The organism is Streptomyces sp. NPDC001985, assembly GCF_040296845.1.
In the GTDB taxonomy this organism is placed as follows: domain Bacteria; phylum Actinomycetota; class Actinomycetes; order Streptomycetales; family Streptomycetaceae; genus Streptomyces.
In genome coordinates, this window is record NZ_JBEOYB010000027.1 from 1 (window position 1) to 20,108 (window position 20,108).

Here is a 20,108-nt window from a genome sequence, read left to right on the forward strand (position 1 = left end):
TAAGGGGACGGGGTATCAACGTATCTGGCGTTGACTTTTGGCACGCTGTTGAGTTCTCAAGGAACGGACGCTTCCTTCAGACCCTTTTCACCAGGCCCTCCGGGCTTTCCCTTCGGTCTTGCATTTCCAACTCTACCAGACCGTTTTCCCATTCCGTTTCCGGACTTGGATTCAGATCCAGCGGCCAGTTGGACCGGCCTTTCGCCTTTCGGCTGCTCCGACTTTATCAGATCCTTTCGGGTCTGATTCCCGGTCGAACTCGGGGTGTCTTCCCGGCTGTTGGGCCGTTCCGACGTCTCAAACTCTAGCGGATTTCCTGGCCGACTCATAATCGAGTCTGTCGAATGGATTTCGGCATACCGAAATCCACCCCGGCTGGGGATCGCGCTGAGTGTGAGTGCCGCATCCGCGGCGGGAGTTGCCGTCGCAGAACCGTTCCGGCCCCGCGACAACCCGGAGAACTTTACGGATGCGTGAAGTTCGTGTCAAATCCACTCGACAGCCGGAGCAAAAGGTGCTGGTCCGGGGCGGTGGAGCGCCGTTCGGGCGGGTTCCGGGGCCGTTGGCGCCCGGGGCCGGGGTGGAGCCGGGCGGTCAGTCCAGGTCGGTCAGCCGGCCGCCGGCGTCCGGCTGGGCGTCCTCCACCCGGCGCAGGACCCGGATCAGCAGCTCGCCGAGGACTCCCCGCTCGTCCGCCGAGAGGTCCTGGAGGAGGTCTCCCTCGAAGTCGCTGGCCATGCGCATCGCCTCCAGCCACTTCGTACGTCCCTCGTCCGTCAGCTCCACGATCACGCGCACCCGGTTGTTCTCGTCGCGGTCGCGGGTGACCAGGCCCTCGTTCGCCATGCGGTCTATGCGGTGGGTCATCGCGGCCGGGGTGAGGCCGAGGCGCTTCGCCAGCTCGCCGGGGCCCATCCGGTAGGGGGCGCCGGCGAGGACCAGGGTCTTGAGGACCTCCCACTCGGCGTTGCTGATGCCGAGGGTCGCGAGCTGGCGGCCGTAGCCGACGTTCATCCGGCGGTTGAGCCGGCCGAGTGCCGAGACCACCTTCTCGACCTGGGGGTCCAGGTCTCCGTACTCGCGCTGGTACGCGGCGATCTGCTCGTCGAGGGACGGCTCCTGGATGGCGGAGCCGGTCACTGCTGGGCCGTCGGGGCTCGCGGTAGGCATACGGGGCAGTATCGCACGGCACTCATTGGTGTTGAAGTCCTTCGATGTGTATTGTTAAGGATCTAACTTTACTGTTGAAGTCTTCAGGCTTCAGTACTTCGATCTTTGAGGCAGGTGAGTGTGACCAGGGCGGCTGGTGCAGCGATGCGCCGAATCCAGACGGGGAGCGCGCTGAGCGCGTTCGGACTCGGTTTCACGGTTCCGTATCTCTATGTGTACGTGGCGCAGGTACGGGACCTGGGCGCGACGACGGCCGGTGCCGTCCTCGCGGTCTTCGCGATGGCCGCCCTGGTCGCCCTCCCCTTCACCGGGCGGGTGATCGACCGGCGCGGGCCGCTGCCCGTGCTGGTGGGGGCGGCGGTGCTCGCCTCGGTGGGCGCGGTGGCCATCGGGCTCTCCGAGAGCGTCCCGGCGGTGGTGGCCTCGGCCGCCGTGCTGGGAGCCGGTACGGCCGTGATGCAGCCGGCGCTCGCCACGATGCTCGTGTGGTGCGTGGACGCCCCGGGCCGCACCAGGGCCTTCGCCATGCAGTTCTTCCTCCAGAACCTGGGGCTCGGCCTCGGCGGGCTGATCGGCGGACAGATCGTCGACAAGAGCCGGCCGGAGAGCTTCACCCTGCTGTTCGGCATCGAGGCCGTGATGTTCCTGGTGCTCGCCGGGATCGCGCTCACCGTGCGGCTGCCGCGTCCGGTGCCGCTCCAGGGCGCACCGGCCGCGCCGCAGAGCGGCCGGGCCGGGATGCGGGCGCTGCTCGGGCACAAGGCGATGGTCCAGCTCTGTGTGCTCGGGTTCGTCCTCTTCTTCGCCTGCTACGGACAGTTCGAGTCGGGTCTGGCCGCCTATGGCACAGAGGCCGCGGGGATCGAGCCGTCGACCCTCGGTACGGCGCTGGCGGCGAACACCGCGGTCATCGTCCTGGCGCAGTTCGTGGTGCTGAAGTTCGTCGAGCGCCGCAAGCGCAGCCGGGTGATCGCCGCGGTTGGCCTGATCTGGGCGGTCGCCTGGGTGCTCGCGGGGGTCGCGGGCCTGGGGTCGAGCAGCCAGGCCATGGCCACGGCCGCGTTCATCTCCACGTACGCGCTCTTCGGGCTCGGGGAGGCGATGCTCGCGCCGACGGTGGCGCCGATGGTCGCCGATCTGGCGCCGGAGTCGATGGTGGGGCAGTACAACTCCGCTTTCGCGCTGGTCAAGCAGATGGCGCTGGCGCTCGGGCCAGCCATTGGCGGGCCGATGGGGGCGGCGCTGCACGGTCCGTACATCGTGACGTTCGTGCTGTTCTCCATCGGGATCACCGTGCTGGCGATCAAGCTGGGGCGGCAGCTCACTCCCGTACAGAATCAGCCGTATCTGGCGGTGAAGTCCCGGGTGGTGGCGCAGCACAAGCCGGCCGAGCAGGTGGAGGCGGCTGCCTGAGGCCGCCGGGGCCCTTCGCGGGGTTCAGGCGGGGAGTGCGAACTCGCACCAGACCGCTTTGCCGCCGCCGGGGGTGCGGCGGCTGCCCCAGGACGAGGCGATCGTCGCGATGATGGAGATTCCGCGACCGGCCTCGTCCTCTGTTTCCGCGCGGCGGCGGCGCGGGAGGTGGTCGTCGCCGTCGGTGACCTCGATGATCAGCCGGCGGTCGGTGCGGCGGAGTCTGAGGCGCATGGGCGGGGTGCCGTGCTGGAGGGAGTTGGCGACCAGTTCGCTGGTGGCCAGCACGCCCAGGTCGTGCAGCTCGGGGGAGAACCGCCAGGAGGCCATCACCCCCGACGCGAAGGCGCGGGCGCGCGGGGCCGCCTCGGTGCCGCCGAGGAGGTCGAGCGCCGCGTTGTGGAACAGCTCGGCGGTGGGGCCGGTGCGCGCGGGGTGCTGGACGACGAGGACGGCGACGTCGTCGTCGTGGTCGGCGGTGACTCCCTGGGAGCGCAGCAGCCGGTCGCAGACGGTCTGCGGGGTGCCGGTGGCGCCGGAGAGCGCGCGTTCGAGCGAGGCGACGCCTTCGTCGATGTCCTCGCCGCGCCGTTCGACCAGGCCGTCCGTGTAGAGGACGGCGCTGGAGCCGGGCGGGAGGGCGATGGAGGCGGAGCTGTGGAGCCATCCGCCGGTGCCCAGGGGCGGTCCGGTGGGACCGGCGGCGCGGCGCACGGTGCCGTCCTCGTCCCGTACGAGGACGGGGAGGTGGCCGGCCGAGGCGTAGAGGAGTCTGCCCTCGTTGGGGTCGTGGACGGCGTAGACGCAGGTGGCGATCTGGCTGGCGTCGATCTCGGCGGCGAGTCCGTCGAGCAACTGGAGGACCTCGTGGGGTGGGAGGTCGAGCCGGGCGTAGGCCCGGACGGCGGTGCGGAGCTGGCCCATGACGGCCGCCGCGCGCACTCCCCGGCCCATGACGTCGCCGATGACGAGGGCGGTGCGGCCGGCTCCGAGGGTGATCACGTCGTACCAGTCGCCGCCGACGGCGGCGTCCTCGCTGCCCGGCTGGTAGGTGGCGGCGATCCGCAGATCGTCGGGCTGTTCCAGCTCCTGGGGGAGGAGGGAGCGCTGGAGGGTGACGGCCATCTCGCGCTGGCGGCGCTCGCTGGCGCGCAGCCGGTCGGCGGCCTCCGCGTGGTCGGTGACATCGGCGGCGAAGACGAGGACTCCGGGGCCGGTGCCGGGGATGTCCACGGGGAGGCAGCTCGCGGTGTAGGAGCCGCCGGCGGCTCTGCGGGACTTCACGGTGCGTGAGGTGCCGCCGCGCAGGACCTGGTCCATGAGCGGGGTCAGGCCCAGCTCGGCCAGTTCGGGGCAGGAGTCGGCGGCCCGGCTGCCGATCGGGCGGGGGCCGAAGGCGGTGGTGTAGGCGTCGTTGACGTACGCGACGCGGTGCTCGACGCCGTGGAGGACGGCGACCAGGGCGGGGAGGCCGCCGAGCAGCTCGCGGATCGGGACGTTCTCGATCGCGGGGGCGGCGGGGAGCGGGCCGGGGGGCGGTCCGGCCGGGCGAGCGGCCCCGGTGGTCCCCGCGCGGGCGGCGTTCGTGGCCGCGGCGGCGTCCCGGGGAGCGTTGTCGCAGGTGGGCGCGGGGCCCGTGGGGGTGGACCCGGTGGGGCCGGGCCCGGTCCGGCCGTCGTGGGCGCCATCCTCCCGGGCCGTGTCCCCCCGGGCGGCTGGGACCGAGCCGTCGCCCCGGGTGTCGGTCCGGCCGCCGTCTCCCCGCTGGGCCGGGCGCGGCGACGCCGTGGAGATACCGCGGTCGGTCCTCCGCGCCGCGGCGCGGCGCTGCGTCCCGGGGAGCCTTGCGCTCCAACGCGTGAAGTTCACTGACTTTCTAGCCTCAATGGTTGTCGCCAAGGGTCACGAGGGTCACTCTGTGCAAATGTGAGCCCACCTATGGTCACACGTCCAGTGTGACCGAACGTACTGACAGCCGGTGTCGACTGGGCGTCTACTAGGCCCTTCCGGGGTGGCCTTCCGGGCCCTGTGCGCCGTGGTCATCCGCCTCCGGGGCCGCTGCCGCCGGGTCCGGGTCCCGGGGTGTCCGGCGGTCCGGGCTCCGGCGTGTCCGGGGGTTCCGGCGCGTCCGGGGGTTCCGGTCTCGATGCGTCCGGGGGTCCGGAACGGTGTGTGTCCGGCGAACCGGAGCGGTGGGCCTCCGGCGACCCGGGCCGGTGGTTTCCCGGGAGCCCGGGCCGGTGCAGGTCCGGGGGGCCCGGGCGGTGGGTGTCCCGCGGCGGGCCGCCGATCGCGGCGCTCTCGAACTCGGCGCGCGGGTGTTCCAGCGAGCCGAGGGAGACGATCTCCCGTTTGAACAGGCCGGCGAGGGTCCACTCGGCCAGCACCCGCGCCTTGCGGTTGAAGGTGGGCACCCGGCTGAGGTGGTAGACCCGGTGCATCAGCCAGGCCGGATAGCCCTTCAGCTTGCGTCCGTAGACATGGGCGACACCTTTGTGCAGACCCAGGGAGGCCACGGAGCCGACGTACTTGTGGGCGTACTCCTCCAGGGGGCGTCCGCGCAGGGACGCGGCGATGTTCGCGGCGAGGGTCCTGGCCTGGCGCACGGCGTGCTGGGCGTTGGGCGCGCACTCGGCGCCCGGGGCGGCGGAGGTGATGTCGGGGACGGCTGCGGCGTCCCCGGCGGCCCAGACGTGCTCCGTACCGTCCACGGCCAGGTGGGCCGTGCAGCGCAGCCTGCCCCGCTCGGTGAGCGGGAGGTCGGTGGCGGCGAGGAGCGGGGAGGGTTTGACGCCCGCGGTCCAGACGACCGTACGGGTGGGGAAGCGGCTGCCGTCGCTGAGCCGGGCGACCCGGTTCTCACAGGAGTCCAGACGGGTGGTGAGCCGGACGTCGATATTGCGGGCGCGCAGCTCCCGGATGGCGTAACGGCCCATCTCCTCGCCGACCTCGGGGAGGATGCGGTCGCTGGCCTCCACGAGAATCCACTTCAGGTCCGCCGGCTTGATGTTGTGGTAGTAGCGGGCGGTGTAGCGGGCCATGTCCTCCAGTTCGCCGAGTGCTTCGACGCCCGCGTAGCCGCCGCCGACGAAGACGAAGGTGAGGGCGGCGTCGCGGACCGCCGGGTCGCGGGTGGAGGAGGCGATGTCCATTTGTTCGATGACATGGTTCCGCAGCCCGATGGCCTCCTCGACGGTCTTGAAGCCGATGCCGTAGTCGGCGAGACCGGGGACGGGGAGGGTGCGGGAGACGGAACCGGGCGCGATGACGAGTTCGTCGTACGGCACTTCGATCGCGCCGGTCCCCTCCTCGGGGGTGGCGAGGGTGGTCACCGTCGCGGTGCGCTTGGCGTGGTGGACGGCGGTGGCCTCGCCGATGAGGATTCTGCAGCCGTCGAGGACGCGGCGGAGCGGGACCACCACATGGCGCGGGGAGATGGAGCCGGCGGCGGCCTCGGGGAGGAAGGGCTGATACGTCATATAGGGCTCGGGGGTGACCACCAGGATCTCCGCCTCGCCGCGTTCGATCTCCCCTCTCAGCTTCCGCTGGAGGTGGAGAGCCGTATACATCCCGACATAGCCACCACCGAGGACGAGAATGCGCGTGCCGGCGGTGGGCACGTCCGGTGGGGTGCCGGGGGCGTGGCCCCGGGAGTCAGCTGCCTTCACCATCCCATGACGCAACGGTCCCCGGCGTTTGTCCACAGCCCCGGCAAATTGTGTGACCGGAGGCTCTGTGCCGCCGTGCGCCGGGTGCCTGTCGGGCGAAAGGGAAGGTGTGCAGGTCAGGGGTGGCGTGAAGGGGGGTGCTGGGGGGCGTAAAAGGGAGGCTTCCGGTCCTTGCTCCGATCGGGGGGCGCTCCGTGCGGAACTACCCCCTTCTGAATTGACCCCCGCTCAACTATGTTCGTACCTCGTCGGGGTGCTTGGTCAAGGCGCGCCCGGCAGACCAGTGGGGAGGTCTCCGGGGGGAGACACAGTGACCGGGGGAACGCGTATGACCATTCAGGATTCGCCTTGGCAGACCGCCGTATCGCCGGCCACGGACTCTCGTGTTCCGGTCGGTCATCCGAGCGGTGAGGGAACCGGCGCGAACGGGCGGACGGGATCGGGCGGGGCGGGCCGTTCGGCGCCGCTGAGGGTGGACGCCCAGCGCAATCTGGAGCATGTGCTGCGCGCCGCTCGTGAGGTGTTCGGCGAGCTGGGTTACGGCGCGCCGATGGAGGATGTGGCCCGCCGGGCCCGGGTGGGCGTCGGTACGGTGTACCGCCGCTTCCCGAGCAAGGATGTGCTGGTGCGCCGGATAGCCGAGGAGGAGACCTCCCGGCTGACCGAGCAGGCGCGGGCGGCTCTGGGGCAGGAGGAGGAGCCGTGGTCGGCGCTGGCCCGGTTCCTGCGGACGTCGGTGGCGTCGGGCGCGGGCAGGCTGCTGCCGCCGCAGGTGCTGCGGGTGGGTGTGGAGCCGGAGGAGTCGGCCGAGGCGCGGGTGCCGCATCAGCGGTCGGGTGCGCCGGTGGACCGGGCCGTGCCGGAGCGGCCGGGGACCGGACAGCCGGATCTGCGGGTCGTCGGGCAGCGCCCGGTACCGGCCGGTGAGCAGGACGACTCGGGCGCCGGGGTGCTGCTGGAGGTCGTGGGACAACTGGTGGACCGGGCGCGGGCGGCGGGTGAGCTGCGGGGCGATGTGACCGTGGCCGATGTGCTGCTGGTGATAGCCACGGCCGCGCCCTCGCTTCCGGACGCGGCTCAGCAGGCGGCGGCCTCCGCCCGGTTGCTGGACATTCTGCTGGAGGGGCTGCGGCCGAGGGCGGTGTGACGGCGGTGCCCCTCCGGGGGTGATTCGGGGGTCCTGATCGTGCGTGGATTCGGTCAGGTCTCCCCGGATGAGTGGTTGACACCGCTGGACGTCCGGTGCGCTGGTGCCGTGTGGCACGCTTGCCCGGTGTTCGGGTCTGAGGTGCTGACGGCGGCTTCCGCAATGAATGAGGGCTTTCCGCGATGAGCGGTGACGGGCGGGACGCGCGGGACGGATCAGCGGGTGGCCCGGGCGGTTCGGAAGGCCCGGACGGCGGCGGGGGCCCGGGGGGCACGGAGACCGGCGGGCGGCCCGCCGAGCAGGTGCCGGAGCAGGGCGGGCCCGGTGGGGCCCGGTTCGGGTCCCGGCCCGGGGTTCCCGCTGTCCCCCCGTTCACCTCCTCCCCTCCGTCCTCGGCCTCCTCACCTTCGTCGCGGTCTTCGGCTTCCTCGCCTTCCTCTCCGTCTTCCTCCTCCCTGCCGTCCTCCTCCTCTTCCGGCGCGGCCTCCGGGGGAGCCTCCGTGCCCGGTCAGGGGACGGGGGGCACCCGGGCGGACGACTCGCCGGTGTTCGGTGTCCCCGCCGTGGGCCCCCGGGACGCGGCCGTGCCCGCGCAGCGCGAGGGCGGCGGGGGAGGGTACGGGTCACTGCTCCCGCCGCCGCGCGAACTGCCCCACTCCGACGCCGACTTGATCCAGCGGATGCGGAGCGGGGACGACAGCGCCTACGCGGAGCTGTTCCGGCGCCACTCGGAGGCCGTGCGCCGTTACGCGCGCACCTGCTGCCGGGACGCCCACACCGCCGACGATCTGACGGCCGAGGTGTTCGCCCGGACCCTGCAGGCCGTGCGCGGGGGCGCGGGACCCGAGCACGCGGTGCGGGCGTATCTGCTGACCACGGTCCGGCGGGTGGCAGCGGGCTGGACGAGGACCGCGAAGCGGGAGCACCTGGTTGAGGACTTCGCGGTGTTCGCGGCGGAGGCCACGCGGGAACCGGCCGGCGCGGCGGGCACCACCCTCGAACTGGGCGCCGATGTGCGCGCGATGAACGAGGCGGAGCGCTCGCTGGCGATGCAGGCGTTCCGGTCGCTGCCGGAGCGCTGGCAGGCGGTGCTGTGGCACACCACCGTCGAGGAGGAGTCGCCGAGTGAGGTCGCGCCGCTCTTCGGACTGACCGCCAACGCCACGGCGGTGCTGGCCAGCCGGGCGCGGGAGGGGCTCAAGCAGGCCTATCTCCAGGCGCATGTCAGCTCCTCGCTCACCTCGGGCGGGGACTGCGCGCGATACGCGGACCGGCTGGGCGCCTACGCCCGGGGCGGGCTGCGGATGCGGGCGGAGCGCGGGCTGCGCAAGCATCTGGAGGAGTGCGCCAAGTGCCGGCTGGCGGCGGGGGAGCTGGCGCAGGTCAACTCCGCCATCCCGGCGCTGCTGCCGGTCGCGGTGGTCGGCTGGTTCGCCGCGGGGTACTCGCTCAAGGCGGCGGGCATCGCCGCCGGGGGCGCGGCGGGCGCCGCCGGGGCGGGTGCCGCCGCCGCTGCCACGGGAGGCGGCGCGGCCGGGGGGACGACGGGTGCGGCCGGGGGCGCGATGGCGTCCGAGGGGCTGGGAGCTCCGGCGAAGGCCGGGATCGGCGCGCTGGTGGCGGTGGCCGCGGCGGCCGGGCTGGTGTGGGCCTTCGCGGGCGACAGCGAGCCGCCCGGGCCGGAGGCCAAGCCGCCGGCCGTGCGGCCGGTCGTGCCGCCCGCGCCCCCGCCCTCGCCCGAACCGGAACTGCCCGTGCCGCCGCGGCCCGAGCCGGAGCCGGAGCCGGAGCGCCCCGCGCCACGGCCCGCGAAGCCGAGCGCCGCGCCCGAGCGGCCGGCGCCCCCGGAGCCGGAGCCCTCGGCGTCGGAATCGCCCCGGCCGAGCCCCACCCCTTCGCCCGCCCCCTCCTCGAAGCCCACACCCGGGCCGGAGCCGACGCCGAAGCCGAGCCCGAAGCCGCCCGAGCCGAGCCCCACTCCCTCACCGCGGCCGAAGGTCTACCAGATCAACCGGTTGCCGTACGGGGTGTACGGCGACCACACCGGGCCCGAGGTCCGGCTGCACGAGAGCACCTGGCTCTGGCAGCGGACGAATCTGCTGATCGGCGGGGTGCGGTACGCGCACGGGGCGACGGTGAACGCCCGGTCGTCGATCACCATCGATCTCAACCGCCCGTGCTCCCGCTACGACGCCGTCGTCGGGGTGGACGACCTCACCCACGGGCTGGGCGCGGTCCGTTTCTCCGTCTACGGCGACGGCACGCGGCTGTGGCGGTCCCCGGTGGTCCGCGGGGGCGACCCGGCGGTGCCGATGCAGGTCGCCATCGGCGGCCGGAAGTCGATCCGGCTGGTGGTGGAGCCGCACACCCCCTTCGACGAGGTGGCGCTGGCCGACTGGGCCCGCTCCCGGATCAGCTGCTCCTGAGCGGAGGGGAGCGGAGGGGAGCGGAGGGCCGCCCGGTCCGCCGCCGGGCCGGCACGAGGCGGTGTCCCTCCCGAGCGGGGCCCGGCCCGCCGGACTTTCGCGGCTCACGACGGGTGTCCGTCCCGGAGGGCGCGGGACCGCGCGCCGTGCCGCGGGTGCCGAGCCCGGGGGTGCCGTGCCCAGCGGGCCGGCCGCGGGCACCCCCGTACCGGCGGTCCGATCGCTACGACCTCAGGGACGGCTTCAGCGGTACCCCGCCCGCGACGGCCCGGCTGCGGGGGGCCGCGGTGCCGGTCCAGCAGGTGCCGCGGCGGGAGAGGAGCCGGCGGAGCCAGAGTTCGGTGGAGACGAGGTCGGCGAGGCCGTCGAGCGGCAGGGGTTCGCCCTCGGCCGCGGCGCGCAGCGCCTTGCGGACGACCCGGGCCTCGATGAGCCCGGCGTCCGCGAGCAGCGGGGCGTCGAAGAGGGCCATCAGCTGGGGGAGCGCGGCGCGCAGGCCCCGGTGGGCGGTGGCGGTGGCGGAGGAGTGGGTGGGGGTGCCCCAGCCGGGGGGCAGTTGGTGGATGCCCGCGCCCGCGAGGACGGTACGGAGGATCTCGGCGCGCGCCCCCGGGCGTACCCGCAGGGACTCGGGCAGGTCGCGGCAGGCGCGGACGACCTGGTTGTCCAGGAAGGGGGCATGCATCCGCTGGCTGCGGACCTCGGCGGCCTGTTCCAGAATGCGCTGGTCCAGGGCGTGCCGGGTGAGCGCGGCGCGGGCGCGGGCCTCGCCGGGGCGCTGTACGGAGACGGGGCGGGTCGCCGCGTCGATGAGGCGAACCGATACTTCGGCGAGCGCCTCGCCGGTGAGCCAGCGGGCCGCCGGGCCGGGGCGGGACCAGGTCAGGGCGGCGAGGGAGGCGTCGAGCGGGCCGGTCCCGCCCGCCCGGGCGCCCGCCCGGTTGGCTTCGACGAGCCGGTCGGCCGCGGTCTCCAGTCCGGTGCGGTAGGGCGTACGGGCGAGCCGGCGGGCCGCGCGGTAGACGGTCAGCGGTATGAACAGGGAGTGCGGAGAGGCCCCTTCGGCGCGGGTGAGCGCGGCGACGGGCCGCAGCAGATGGCGGCGGCGGCGGTCGAGCAGCAGATCGGCGAGGCGGGCCGGGTGGGCGTCCAGGACCTGGCGGGCTCCGGCGCCGGTGAAGTGGTCGGCGCTGCCGGACGCGAGCCGGCCCCGGTGGCGTTCGGCGACGACGAGGGAGGGGGCGGGCTCGTCGGTCAGCGGCCCGTTCTCCAGATGGGTGTACGGGAGCCCTTCCTCGCCCGCCGCGACCACGACGTGGTGCAGCCGGGGGTCGTCGGCGAGGGCGCGGGCGCGCTCCAGTTCGGGTTCGCGGCCGTCCTCGGTGAGGTCGTTGTAGGTGACGGCGAGGAGGCGTTCGCCCGCGCCGGTGCCGTGGCCGAGGAGGGTGCCGGGCCTGCCGGGGAGCCCGGCGGCGAGCAGGGCGAGAGTGCCGGACGCGCTGCCCCCGGAGAGGTCGGCGCCGATGCCGGGGGCGGGGGCTCCCCGGCGGGCGCGCCGGTCGGCGGGGCCCATCCCGGGCACCGGGCCCGGGTCGGGCGGCGCGGTCTCGGGCGCGTGCCGGGGTGCGGTCAGCCGCGCCCGTACCGCTTCGATCAGCGCGTCCCGTACGCCGTCCACCGCCCGCTCGGGCTCGATGCGCGGGCCGGCGACGGCGAGGGAGGCGACCGGTTCGTAGCCGGTGACCTCGCGGGAGCCCTCGCGGAGGATCAGGGCGTGGCCGGGCGGGATGCGTTTGACGCCTTCGTACGGGGTGGAGTCGCGCAGGGCCTCGGGGGTCTCGGGGCAGGCGAGGAGCGCGGCGAGGTGCCCGATGTCGAGCTGTGCCTCGATGAGGTCGGCGAGCGGGAGGGCGGCGGTGGCGTAGGCGGTGCCGTTGGCCCAGGGGGTGTGGAAGACGGGTCTCGCGCCGGCGAGGTCGCCGACGACGGTGATCCGCCGTCCGGCCTGGACGACGGCGGTGTAGCTGCCGGGCCAGGCGGTGAGGTGGCGCAGGGCGCCGCCGCGGGCGGAGAGCAGTCCGGCGCGCAGTTCGGCGTCGCTCGCGGCGCAGCAGCCGAGGACGGCCATCCGGGTGGGGGCTCCGGCGGCGCCGGGGGGCGGGTCGAGGGCGACGACGCGGACCTCGTCGGGGCGCCAGTCGCCGACGGCCCAGAGCGGGTCGGGGTCACCCCACAGCAGCTGGGAGCCGACGGGCTGGATGGTGCGGCCCTCGTCGGACGCGCCCACGGCTCCCGCCGAGCCGAAGCGGGCGGCGATACTGCTCCATCCCACCAACCACCGCATCGCCGCCTCCACAGGCTGTGGACAGACCCGGCCGCCGGGCCCGGCCGTTCGGGAGTACGCTACGCCCGGCGGGCGAGCACGCCGCAGCCGGACACACGGGACAAGCATCACACCCGAACACACCTGACAGCTGCCGCCCGATGGCCGGTCGCCCGCCCTGTGCGCAGGGCCGCACCTGGCCGTTCGGGCCCATGGTGCCACGAAGGCGGCGCACGGACGCGCCGCCGGGTAGCACGAGCAAAAAGTGAACGCGCCCCCGGCGGGTCCGGGTTGACGGCGGTCCGGGGAACGGCGGATCGGTCACGCCGAGCACAAAACGAACAAAACGCTTAACGGAGACAGTCGATATTCGGACAATCTCTGGAAGATCGAAGGCAGCGCAGAAGCCCCCGAACCACCCCAGGGGAACTTCCGCCGCCCGGGACCGCCGCGGGCACACAGCAGTCCGGGAGGCGGGCTGCGCCTCCCGGACCGGTCCGCCGCCCGCGGGGATTGAAGACGGCGGTGTCCCCCAGCCCACTGGTTCCAGTACGCAGTGGACCGACCCACGCAGCACTCATGGAAGCTCTTCCCCGACACTCCGGACAGAGCGCACACACAGGCGCACGGCCACACAACCGGGGCTCAGCCAGGGCGCGCCACGACCCTCCCCGCACCGCCTCCGCGACCGCACATCCCCAACGCACAACAATCTCGCCATACGGAACTCCGCCCCTTAACGGTCGGGATGCGGCGAACTACGCTGGGTTTACTGATGTTCTGAACCTACGGGCATATTCCGCGGGCCCGGCCAGGCACTTCTGCGACCGGGGCCGCACCGGGGGGCCGGAAGCCGCCCGACGGCGAGGACTCGGTACGAATGCCGCGCGCCGGACAGCGACGCGGCGGCCGTCTGTGTGTCGAGGGGTGGGCCATGTCCAGGGAGCAACGCGGGCCGAACGAAAAGCTCGGCACCGTTCTCGCCCTCGCGGGAATCAGCAACGCCGGCCTCGCCCGGCGCGTCAACGACCTGGGCGCCCAGCGCGGACTGACCCTCCGCTACGACAAGACCTCCGTCGCCCGGTGGGTCTCCAAGGGCATGGTCCCCCAGGGCGCCGCCCCCCATCTCATCGCCGCCGCGATCGGCGCCAAGCTCGGCCGTCCCGTACCCCTGCACGAGATCGGGCTCGCGGACGCCGACCCGGCGCCCGAGGTCGGGCTCGCCTTCCCGCGCGACGTGGGCGCGGCGGTCAAGTCGGCCACCGAGCTGTACCGCCTCGACCTCGCGGGCCGGCGGGCCGGCAGCGGCGGGATCTGGCAGTCCCTGGCCGGGTCCTTCGCGGTGAGCGCCTACGCCACCCCCGCCTCCCGCTGGCTGATAACACCCGCCGACTCCTCGGTGGAACGCCTCCCCGACCCGCCGCCCGGCGAGGGCTCACCCGACGACACGCCGGCCCGCGTCGGCCACAGCGATGTGGCCAAACTGCGCGAGGCGGCCGAGGACGCCCGCCGCTGGGACTCCAAGTACGGCGGCGGGGACTGGCGCTCGTCCATGGTCCCCGAGTGCCTGCGGGTGGACGCGGCGCCCTTACTGCTCTCCTCGTACTCGGACGAGGTGGGCCGCGCCCTCTTCGGCGCGACCGCCGAACTGACCAGGCTCGCCGGGTGGATGGCCTTCGACACCGGCCAGCAGGAGGCCGCCCAGCGGTACTACATCCAGGCGCTGCGCCTCGCCCGCGCGGCGGCCGATGTCCCCCTGGGCGGCTATGTGCTGGCCTCGATGTCGCTCCAGTCGATCTACCGGGGCTTCGCCGACGAGGGCGTGGACCTGGCCCAGGCGGCACTGGAGCGCAACCGCGGCCTGGCCACCGCCCGCACCATGAGCTTCTTCCGGCTGGTGGAGGCCAGGGCGCACGCGAAGGCCAATGACGCGGTCGCGGCCGGTGCGGCGCTGAAGGCGGCCGAGGGGTGGCTGGAGCGCTCCCGGGACGGCGACCCCGACCCGACCTGGCTCGGTTTCTACTCGTACGACCGGTTCTGCGCGGACGCGGCGGAGTGCTACCGCGATCTGAAGGCGCCCCGGCAGGTGCGGCGCTTCACCGAGCAGGCGCTCTCCCGGCCCACCGAGGAGTTCGTCCGCTCGCACGGGCTGCGGCTGGTGGTGAGCGCCGTCGCCGAGCTGGAGTCGGGGAACCTGGACGCGGCCTGCGCGGCGGGCACCCGGGCGGTGGAGGTCGCGGGCCGGATCTCGTCCGCGCGGACCACGGAGTACGTACGGGATCTGCTGCACCGGCTGGAGCCGTACGGCGACGAGCCGAGGGTGGTGGAGCTGCGGGAGCGGGCCCGCCCGCTGCTGATGACCCCGGCGTAACGCTTCAGCGGGGCTCCGGGGCCGGGAGGGGGGACCCGGTACCGGGCCGTTGTCAGTGGGCCGGTGCACTATCGGGGTGGGAGGTGGCGTGGTGGCGGTGGAGAGGGACGGTTCCGGCGGTGGTGCCGGCGGCGGCTCCGGCGACGGCGGGCGGAGGGGTGCCTTCGACTGCGACGTGCTGGTGATCGGCGGCGGGATCGTCGGTCTGTCGACCGCCCATGCCCTGACCCGCGCGGCTCCCGGCACCCGGGTGACCGTCCTGGAGAAGGAGCCGGCCCCGGCCCGCCACCAGACCGGCCGCAACAGCGGAGTGATCCACAGCGGGATCTACTACCGGCCGGGCTCGCTCAAGGCGCGGTTCGCGGTGCGGGGCGCGGCGGAGATGATCAAATTCTGCGCGGAGCACGACATTCCCCACCGGGTCACCGGAAAGCTGATCGTCGCCACCGGCCGGGAGGAGCTGCCCCGGCTCCACGCCCTGGTCCAGCGCGGCCGGGAGAACGGCATCCCGGTGCGGGAGCTGGGCCCCGCGCAGATCCTGGAGTACGAGCCGGAGGTGCGCGGGCTCGCCGCGATCCATGTGGGGACGACGGGGGTGTGCGACTTCGGGGCTGTGGCGGCCCGGCTGGCGGCGGAGTGCGACGCGGCCGGCACCGCGATCCGCTGCGGCGAGGAGGTCGTCGCGGTGGACCGCCGCCCTTGGGGGGTGGCGGTGCGGACCGCCTCGGGGACCGTGGTCAGATCCCGGGTCCTGGTGAACTGCGCGGGGCTGTACTGCGACCGGGTGGCACGGCTGACCGGGGACGACCCCGGGATGCGGATCGTTCCCTTCCGGGGCGAGTTCTACGACCTGACGGAGCCGGAGCGGGTGCGGGGGCTGGTGTATCCGGTCCCCGACCCGGCGTTTCCCTTCCTCGGGGTGCATCTGACGCGCGGGATCGACGGCTCCGTCCATGTCGGGCCGAACGCGGTGCCCGCCCTGGCCCGGGAGGGGTACCGGGCGGCGGTGATCCGTCCCGGGGAGCTGGCGACCACCCTGGGCTGGCCCGGCACCTGGCGGCTCGCCCGCCGCCACTGGCGGTACGGGGCGGGGGAGGTGTACCGCTCCCTCTCGAAGCGGGCCTTCACGACGGCGGTCCGGCGGCTGCTGCCCTCGGTGACGGAGGGGGTGCTGAGGCCGGCCCCGGCGGGGGTGCGGGCGCAGGCGGTGCTGCGGGACGGGAGCCTGGCGGACGATTTCCTGATCAAGGAGACGGCGCGGGCGGTGCATGTCCTGAACGCGCCCTCGCCGGCGGCGACGGCGTCCCTCCCCATCGGCCGGGAGGTGGCCCGCCGGGTGCTGCGGCACCTCTGAGATTTTGGGGGCGGGGGAGGTGGGGCTTGGTCTCTCCCGGAGCTGCCTCCGGGAGGTGGGGGGGGGCAGCTCCGCTGGGGAGCCGAGGCACGAGGTCCGGCACCTCTGGGGGCACCTCCCAGAGGCAGCTCTGGGGGAGATTGAGGAGCGGGGTTCGGGGGCTGGCCCCCGACCCGGGTCCGCAGGATGCGGGGTCCTGTCGCACAGGGTCCGTCCTCAAACGCCGGACGGGCTGAGTGGGCCGGACCCGCTGGGAGGGCTCGGGCCACCCCTGGTGCGGCGTCCGTCCTCAAACGCCGGGCGGGCTGAGTGGGCCGGACCCGCTGGGAGGGCTCGGGCTGACCGTGATGGGCGGAGGCGGGTCGCGGGGCTCTCGCGAGGGGGCGAGGGGGTCGTAGAATTCAGGAACTGTGTCCGAGACGCGAAACCACACCCACGCCCCGCCCACCCCCCGCTTCCCCGGTGGGCCCGTCGCCGACCCCGCCGGCTCCCACCACGAGCGGCGCATCCGCAGCTTCCAGCCGCGCCGCAGCCGGGTCACCACCGGACAGGGGGAAGCGCTCCAGCGGCTCTGGCCGCAGTGGGGCATCGAGATCGACGGGCACCGTGTGCTCGACCTCACCGAGACCTTCGGCGGCCTCCCGGTCGTCCTGGAGATCGGCTTCGGCATGGGCGAGGCCACCGCCCGGATGGCCGCCGCCGACCCCGGCACCGGCATCCTCGCCGTCGATGTGCACACCCCCGGCCAGGGCAATCTCCTCGGCCTCGCCGAGCGGAACGGCCTCTCCAACATCCGCGTCGCCAACGGCGACGCGATCATCCTGCTCCGCGAGATGCTCGCCCCCGCCTCGCTGGACGGCCTCCGCGTCTACTTCCCCGACCCGTGGCCCAAGAAGCGGCACCACAAGCGCCGGCTGATCCAGCCCGAGTTCCTCACCCTCGCCGCGCGCTGTCTCAGGCCGGGCGCGGTGCTGCACTGCGCGACCGACTGGGAGCCGTACGCCGAGCAGATGCTCGATGTGCTCTCCGCGCACCCGGACTTCGAGAACACCCGGGCGGACGGCGGCTACGCGCCCCGCCCCGCGTTCCGCCCCCTGACCCGGTTCGAGGGCCAGGGCCTGGACAAGGGCCACACCGTGCGGGACCTGCTGTTCAGCCGGACCGAGCGGCTTCCCGAACGGCTTCCCGGGCGGTAGACGCGGCGTCTCGCGGCAGGGTGGGCGCCGAGACGGCGTCGCCAGGTGTCAGTGGGCGTCGTTAGGGTCGTTGGGTGTCCGAGCCGCTCCCCCATCACCCGCAGCCCCGTCCGCCGTCCAACGCGCCACCCCTCCAGCCGGACGGGGAGCCGTCCCCCGCCCCCGTTCCGCCCCCGCGTCCGGCGACCGCTCCCACCCCCGGTCCCGCCGTCCCCGCCTGCGCGCGGCAGCCGGTGTTCGACGCCGTGCCCGAGCGGGCCCGCTGGCGCTACAAGCCGCGCCGGGCCGCCCGGCTCTGGCAGAGCAAGGCGCTCCGGGCCGGTCTCCCGATCACCGTGCTGGCCCTGTGCGCCCTGGTGATCCTCGCGCTGGTCCGGGACGAGACCGGCACCCAGGGCTTCCTCGTCGGCCTGGGGCTGGCCACCCTCCCCGTACCGCTGCTCGCCGCCGCCTTCCGCTGGCTGGACCGGGTCGAACCGGGCCCCTGGCGGAATCTGATCTTCGCCTTCGCCTGGGGCGCCTTCGCCGCCGCCCTGGTCGCGATCCTCGCGAACTCCTTCGCGATCCGCTGGATCGCCACCGCCACCGCCGACCCCACCAGCGCGGACACCCTGGGCGCCACGGTGATCGCGCCCATTGTCGAGGAGAGCGCGAAGGCCGTGGCCATCGCGCTGATCTTCTTCTTCCGCCGCCGGGAGTTCACCGGAATCGTGGACGGCGTGGTGATCGCCGGCTTCACCGCCACCGGTTTCGCCTTCACCGAGAACATCCTCTACCTCGGCACGGCGTTCGGTGAGGACCGGGAGCTGGGCCAGTCGGGCCTGGAGTCGGTGACCGCCGCGACCTTCTTCGTCCGTATCGTCATGTCGCCGTTCGCCCACCCCCTCTTCACCGTGCTGACCGGCATCGGCTTCGGGGCCGCCGCCCTGGCCGCCCGCCACCGCCGGTTCCGCAGGACCGCGCTGCCGCTGCTCGGGCTGCTGCTGTCGATGGCCGTGCACGCGCTGTGGAACGGCTCGGCGTCGTATCTCGGCCCCTGGGGCTTCTACGCGGTGTACGGGGCGTTCATGGTTCCCGCGTTCGCGCTGCTGACCTGGCTGGTGATCTGGACCCGGCAGCGGGAGCTGCGCACGATAGCGTCCGAACTGCCCGCCTACGCGGCGGCCGGCTGGCTCGCCCCGGCGGAGCCGCCGGCGCTGTCGTCGATGAAGGCCCGCGCCCTGGCCCGTGATGTGGCCCGGCGCACGGGAGGTCCGGCGGCGGCGCACACGGTGTCGGAGTACCAGCGGTTCGCCACCTCGCTGGCGTTTCTGCGCCACCGGGCCGGCCGGGGCGCGGCGGGCCCGGACTTCGTCGCCCGGGAGCAGGAGCTGCTCCACCACATGTGGCAGCGGAAGGACGCGGCGTCCCCGGCGCTGATCCACGCGGCGCGGGCGACCGGCCGGGTCCGGGTGCCGCCGCCGTACCGGGACTACGAGGGGTACAACCCGTACCGCCGCTGAGTCCGCCCGGGAAAGACCGGCAGCCCTGGCATGGGGGGTGGATGCCAGGGCTGCCGGGGTTCCGCGGCCGGTGAGGGGGACCCCTCAGGGAGCCGTCAGGGGTTGAGGTTCTTGCTGCGCAGCCAGGCCATCGGGTCCATGGCGGAACCGCCCGGGGTCATGACCTCCAGGTGGAGGTGGTCGCCGGAGGAGTTGCCGGTGGAGCCGACCCGGCCGATGGTCTCGCCGGTGGAGACCTGCTGGCCCGCGCCCACGGTCATCGAGGAGAGGTGCGCGTACGACACCTCGGTGCCGTCGGAGAGCTGCAGCACGATGCGGTAGCCGTACGAGCCGGACCAGCCGGCCGACTTGACGGTGCCGCCGCCCACGGCCTTGACCGGGGTGCCGGCCGGGGCCGCGAAGTCGAGGCCGGTGTGCTGGCCCGAGGACCACATGGAGCCGGACTGACCGTAGGTGGCGGTGATCGTGTACGAGGAGGTCGGCAGGGCGTAGCTGCCGGCGAGCTGCGCGGCGCGCTTGGCCTCGGCCTCGGCCGCCGCCTTCTCCTTGGCCTTCTGCTCGGCCCTCTCCTTGGCCTCGGCCTTGGCCTTCTCCTTGGCCTTCCGCTCCGCCTCGCGCTCGGCCTCGGCCTTGGCCTCGGCTTCCTTCTCCGCCTTCTCGGCCGCCGCGGCGGCCTTCTCGGCGGCGTCGCGCTCGGCGGCGGCCCGCGCTGCCTCGGCGGCACCGGCCTGCTGGTCCTCGGCCTGCTCCAGGATGCGGGAGCGCAGGGCCTCGGCCGCGGTGGGCTGGGCCTCCTGGGCGGCGAGGCCCATGGTCTCGTACTCGGCGGTCCGCTCGCGGTCCGCCTCGGCGCCGTCCGCGGCGTCCTCGGACATGAAAGCGCCGACGCCGGGAAGAGAGTCGACGTCGGGGAGGGATATCGCGATGGCGGGTTTGTTCTGCGCGGTGGCGATGCCACCGGCGCCGACGGCGGCGATCACACCGACACCGAGAACGGTGGAGCTGCGGGCGAATCCACCGCGCTGCTTCATCACACGGTGGCGGTGCCGGCCGCGCACCGGGCGGACGGTCTCCGCGGTGGGGTTCCACTCACCGACGGACCGCTCGGCCCCGTCCTCGCTGAAGACCGCAGTCGTGTAAGGCGATTCCGGGGCAGGCCTGTTTGACGCCACTGAGGCGTACTCCTTTCCTTCCTTATCGCCTACCGGGTTAGCTGACGGGTTCGGAGCAGGAAGGTCTCCTACGGGCAGCGCTCACCGCGAACTGAACGGTGGACGATGTCCGATTCACCCCAATGGGTGGTTCCCCGGTTCCCTTGCGGGATTCGGCGCACGCGCGCGGCGCCACCCTGACGGCGGCTGGGACGACCGCGCTGCGTTATCGAACGTTAATAGACACGCGGTCCGGATTCCAAGTTGTTCCGAGTGATCTTTAAACTCTTTGCCATGGACTTAACGGGACACAAGCAGCCGGATTCGGGCGACCTGAGCGGCAGTCAGCCTCCGCGCCGAAACTGACGGTATATCAATTGTTATCAG

The 20,108-nt window shown here is 73.6% G+C and carries 12 protein-coding genes and 1 riboswitch; of the genes, 7 read left to right on the plus strand and 5 right to left on the minus strand.

The window, feature by feature from the left end; translation table 11 throughout:
- Window positions 1–594: 594 nt before the first annotated feature.
- Window positions 595–1,170, minus strand: a complete 576-nt coding sequence (locus ABT122_RS14395) for a MarR family winged helix-turn-helix transcriptional regulator (RefSeq protein ID WP_351550543.1) — start codon at window positions 1,168–1,170, stop codon at window positions 595–597.
- 144 nt (window positions 1,171–1,314) lie between these two features.
- On the opposite strand from ABT122_RS14395, the gene ABT122_RS14400 reads away from it, so the two are divergent.
- Window positions 1,315–2,583: an MFS transporter gene (locus ABT122_RS14400; protein ID WP_351550546.1), complete on the plus strand. Its 1,269-nt coding sequence runs from the start codon at window positions 1,315–1,317 to the stop codon at window positions 2,581–2,583.
- Window positions 2,584–2,607: 24 nt separating this feature from the next.
- Here ABT122_RS14400 and ABT122_RS14405 read toward each other — a convergent pair whose 3' ends face one another.
- A complete protein-coding gene (locus tag ABT122_RS14405) occupies window positions 2,608–4,452 on the minus strand; it encodes an ATP-binding SpoIIE family protein phosphatase (RefSeq protein ID WP_351550549.1) in 1,845 nt (614 codons plus the stop codon).
- A gap of 170 nt (window positions 4,453–4,622) precedes the next feature.
- Window positions 4,623–6,254 (minus strand): NAD(P)/FAD-dependent oxidoreductase, encoded by a 1,632-nt coding sequence (locus ABT122_RS14410; protein ID WP_351550552.1) that lies wholly within the window; start codon window positions 6,252–6,254, stop codon window positions 4,623–4,625.
- A 325-nt stretch (window positions 6,255–6,579) separates the two neighbouring features.
- Between ABT122_RS14410 and ABT122_RS14415 the strand changes: the two genes are divergently transcribed.
- Window positions 6,580–7,398, plus strand: coding sequence for a TetR/AcrR family transcriptional regulator (locus ABT122_RS14415; RefSeq protein ID WP_351550554.1), 819 nt, complete (start codon window positions 6,580–6,582; stop codon window positions 7,396–7,398).
- Between the two features lie 182 nt (window positions 7,399–7,580).
- Window positions 7,581–9,824 (plus strand): sigma-70 family RNA polymerase sigma factor, encoded by a 2,244-nt coding sequence (locus ABT122_RS14420; RefSeq protein ID WP_351550557.1) that lies wholly within the window; start codon window positions 7,581–7,583, stop codon window positions 9,822–9,824.
- Between the two features lie 223 nt (window positions 9,825–10,047).
- Here ABT122_RS14420 and ABT122_RS14425 read toward each other — a convergent pair whose 3' ends face one another.
- A complete protein-coding gene (locus ABT122_RS14425; RefSeq protein ID WP_351550560.1) occupies window positions 10,048–12,168 on the minus strand; it encodes an asparagine synthase-related protein in 2,121 nt (706 codons plus the stop codon).
- A 913-nt stretch (window positions 12,169–13,081) separates the two neighbouring features.
- Between ABT122_RS14425 and ABT122_RS14430 the strand changes: the two genes are divergently transcribed.
- The 4 genes from ABT122_RS14430 to ABT122_RS14445 all read left to right on the plus strand — a co-directional run bounded on the left by ABT122_RS14430 (window position 13,082) and on the right by ABT122_RS14445 (window position 18,570).
- A complete protein-coding gene (locus ABT122_RS14430) occupies window positions 13,082–14,518 on the plus strand; it encodes an NsdA family TPR-like regulatory protein (RefSeq protein ID WP_351550562.1) in 1,437 nt (478 codons plus the stop codon).
- 175 nt (window positions 14,519–14,693) lie between these two features.
- Window positions 14,694–15,872: an L-2-hydroxyglutarate dehydrogenase gene (gene lhgD, locus ABT122_RS14435; RefSeq protein WP_351550763.1), complete on the plus strand. Its 1,179-nt coding sequence runs from the start codon at window positions 14,694–14,696 to the stop codon at window positions 15,870–15,872.
- 410 nt (window positions 15,873–16,282) lie between these two features.
- Complete coding sequence (gene trmB, locus ABT122_RS14440; RefSeq protein WP_351550565.1) at window positions 16,283–17,068, plus strand: tRNA (guanosine(46)-N7)-methyltransferase TrmB; 786 nt, start codon at window positions 16,283–16,285, stop codon at window positions 17,066–17,068.
- A 74-nt stretch (window positions 17,069–17,142) separates the two neighbouring features.
- Window positions 17,143–18,570, plus strand: coding sequence for a PrsW family intramembrane metalloprotease (locus tag ABT122_RS14445; RefSeq protein ID WP_451067321.1), 1,428 nt, complete (start codon window positions 17,143–17,145; stop codon window positions 18,568–18,570).
- Window positions 18,571–18,665: 95 nt separating this feature from the next.
- On the opposite strand, the gene ABT122_RS14450 is transcribed toward ABT122_RS14445, so the two are convergent.
- Entirely contained in the window at window positions 18,666–19,742 is a 1,077-nt protein-coding gene (locus tag ABT122_RS14450; RefSeq protein ID WP_351550568.1) for a M23 family metallopeptidase, read from the minus strand.
- 11 nt (window positions 19,743–19,753) lie between these two features.
- Window positions 19,754–19,910, minus strand: a riboswitch (cyclic di-AMP (ydaO/yuaA leader).
- Between the last annotated feature and the right edge of the window lie 198 nt (window positions 19,911–20,108).

Bases quoted from the DNA above. Each gene is read 5' to 3' on its own strand.
- ABT122_RS14430 (WP_351550562.1), top strand. From the start codon at position 13,082: ATGTCCAGGGAGCAACGCGGGCCGAACGAAAAGCTCGGCACCGTTCTC.
- ABT122_RS14420 (WP_351550557.1), top strand. From the start codon at position 7,581: ATGAGCGGTGACGGGCGGGACGCGCGGGACGGATCAGCGGGTGGCCCG.
- ABT122_RS14400 (WP_351550546.1), top strand. From the start codon at position 1,315: ATGCGCCGAATCCAGACGGGGAGCGCGCTGAGCGCGTTCGGACTCGGT.
- ABT122_RS14395 (WP_351550543.1), bottom strand. From the start codon at position 1,170: ATGCCTACCGCGAGCCCCGACGGCCCAGCAGTGACCGGCTCCGCCATC.
- ABT122_RS14410 (WP_351550552.1), bottom strand. From the start codon at position 6,254: ATGGTGAAGGCAGCTGACTCCCGGGGCCACGCCCCCGGCACCCCACCG.
- ABT122_RS14415 (WP_351550554.1), top strand. From the start codon at position 6,580: ATGACCATTCAGGATTCGCCTTGGCAGACCGCCGTATCGCCGGCCACG.
- ABT122_RS14425 (WP_351550560.1), bottom strand. From the start codon at position 12,168: ATGCGGTGGTTGGTGGGATGGAGCAGTATCGCCGCCCGCTTCGGCTCG.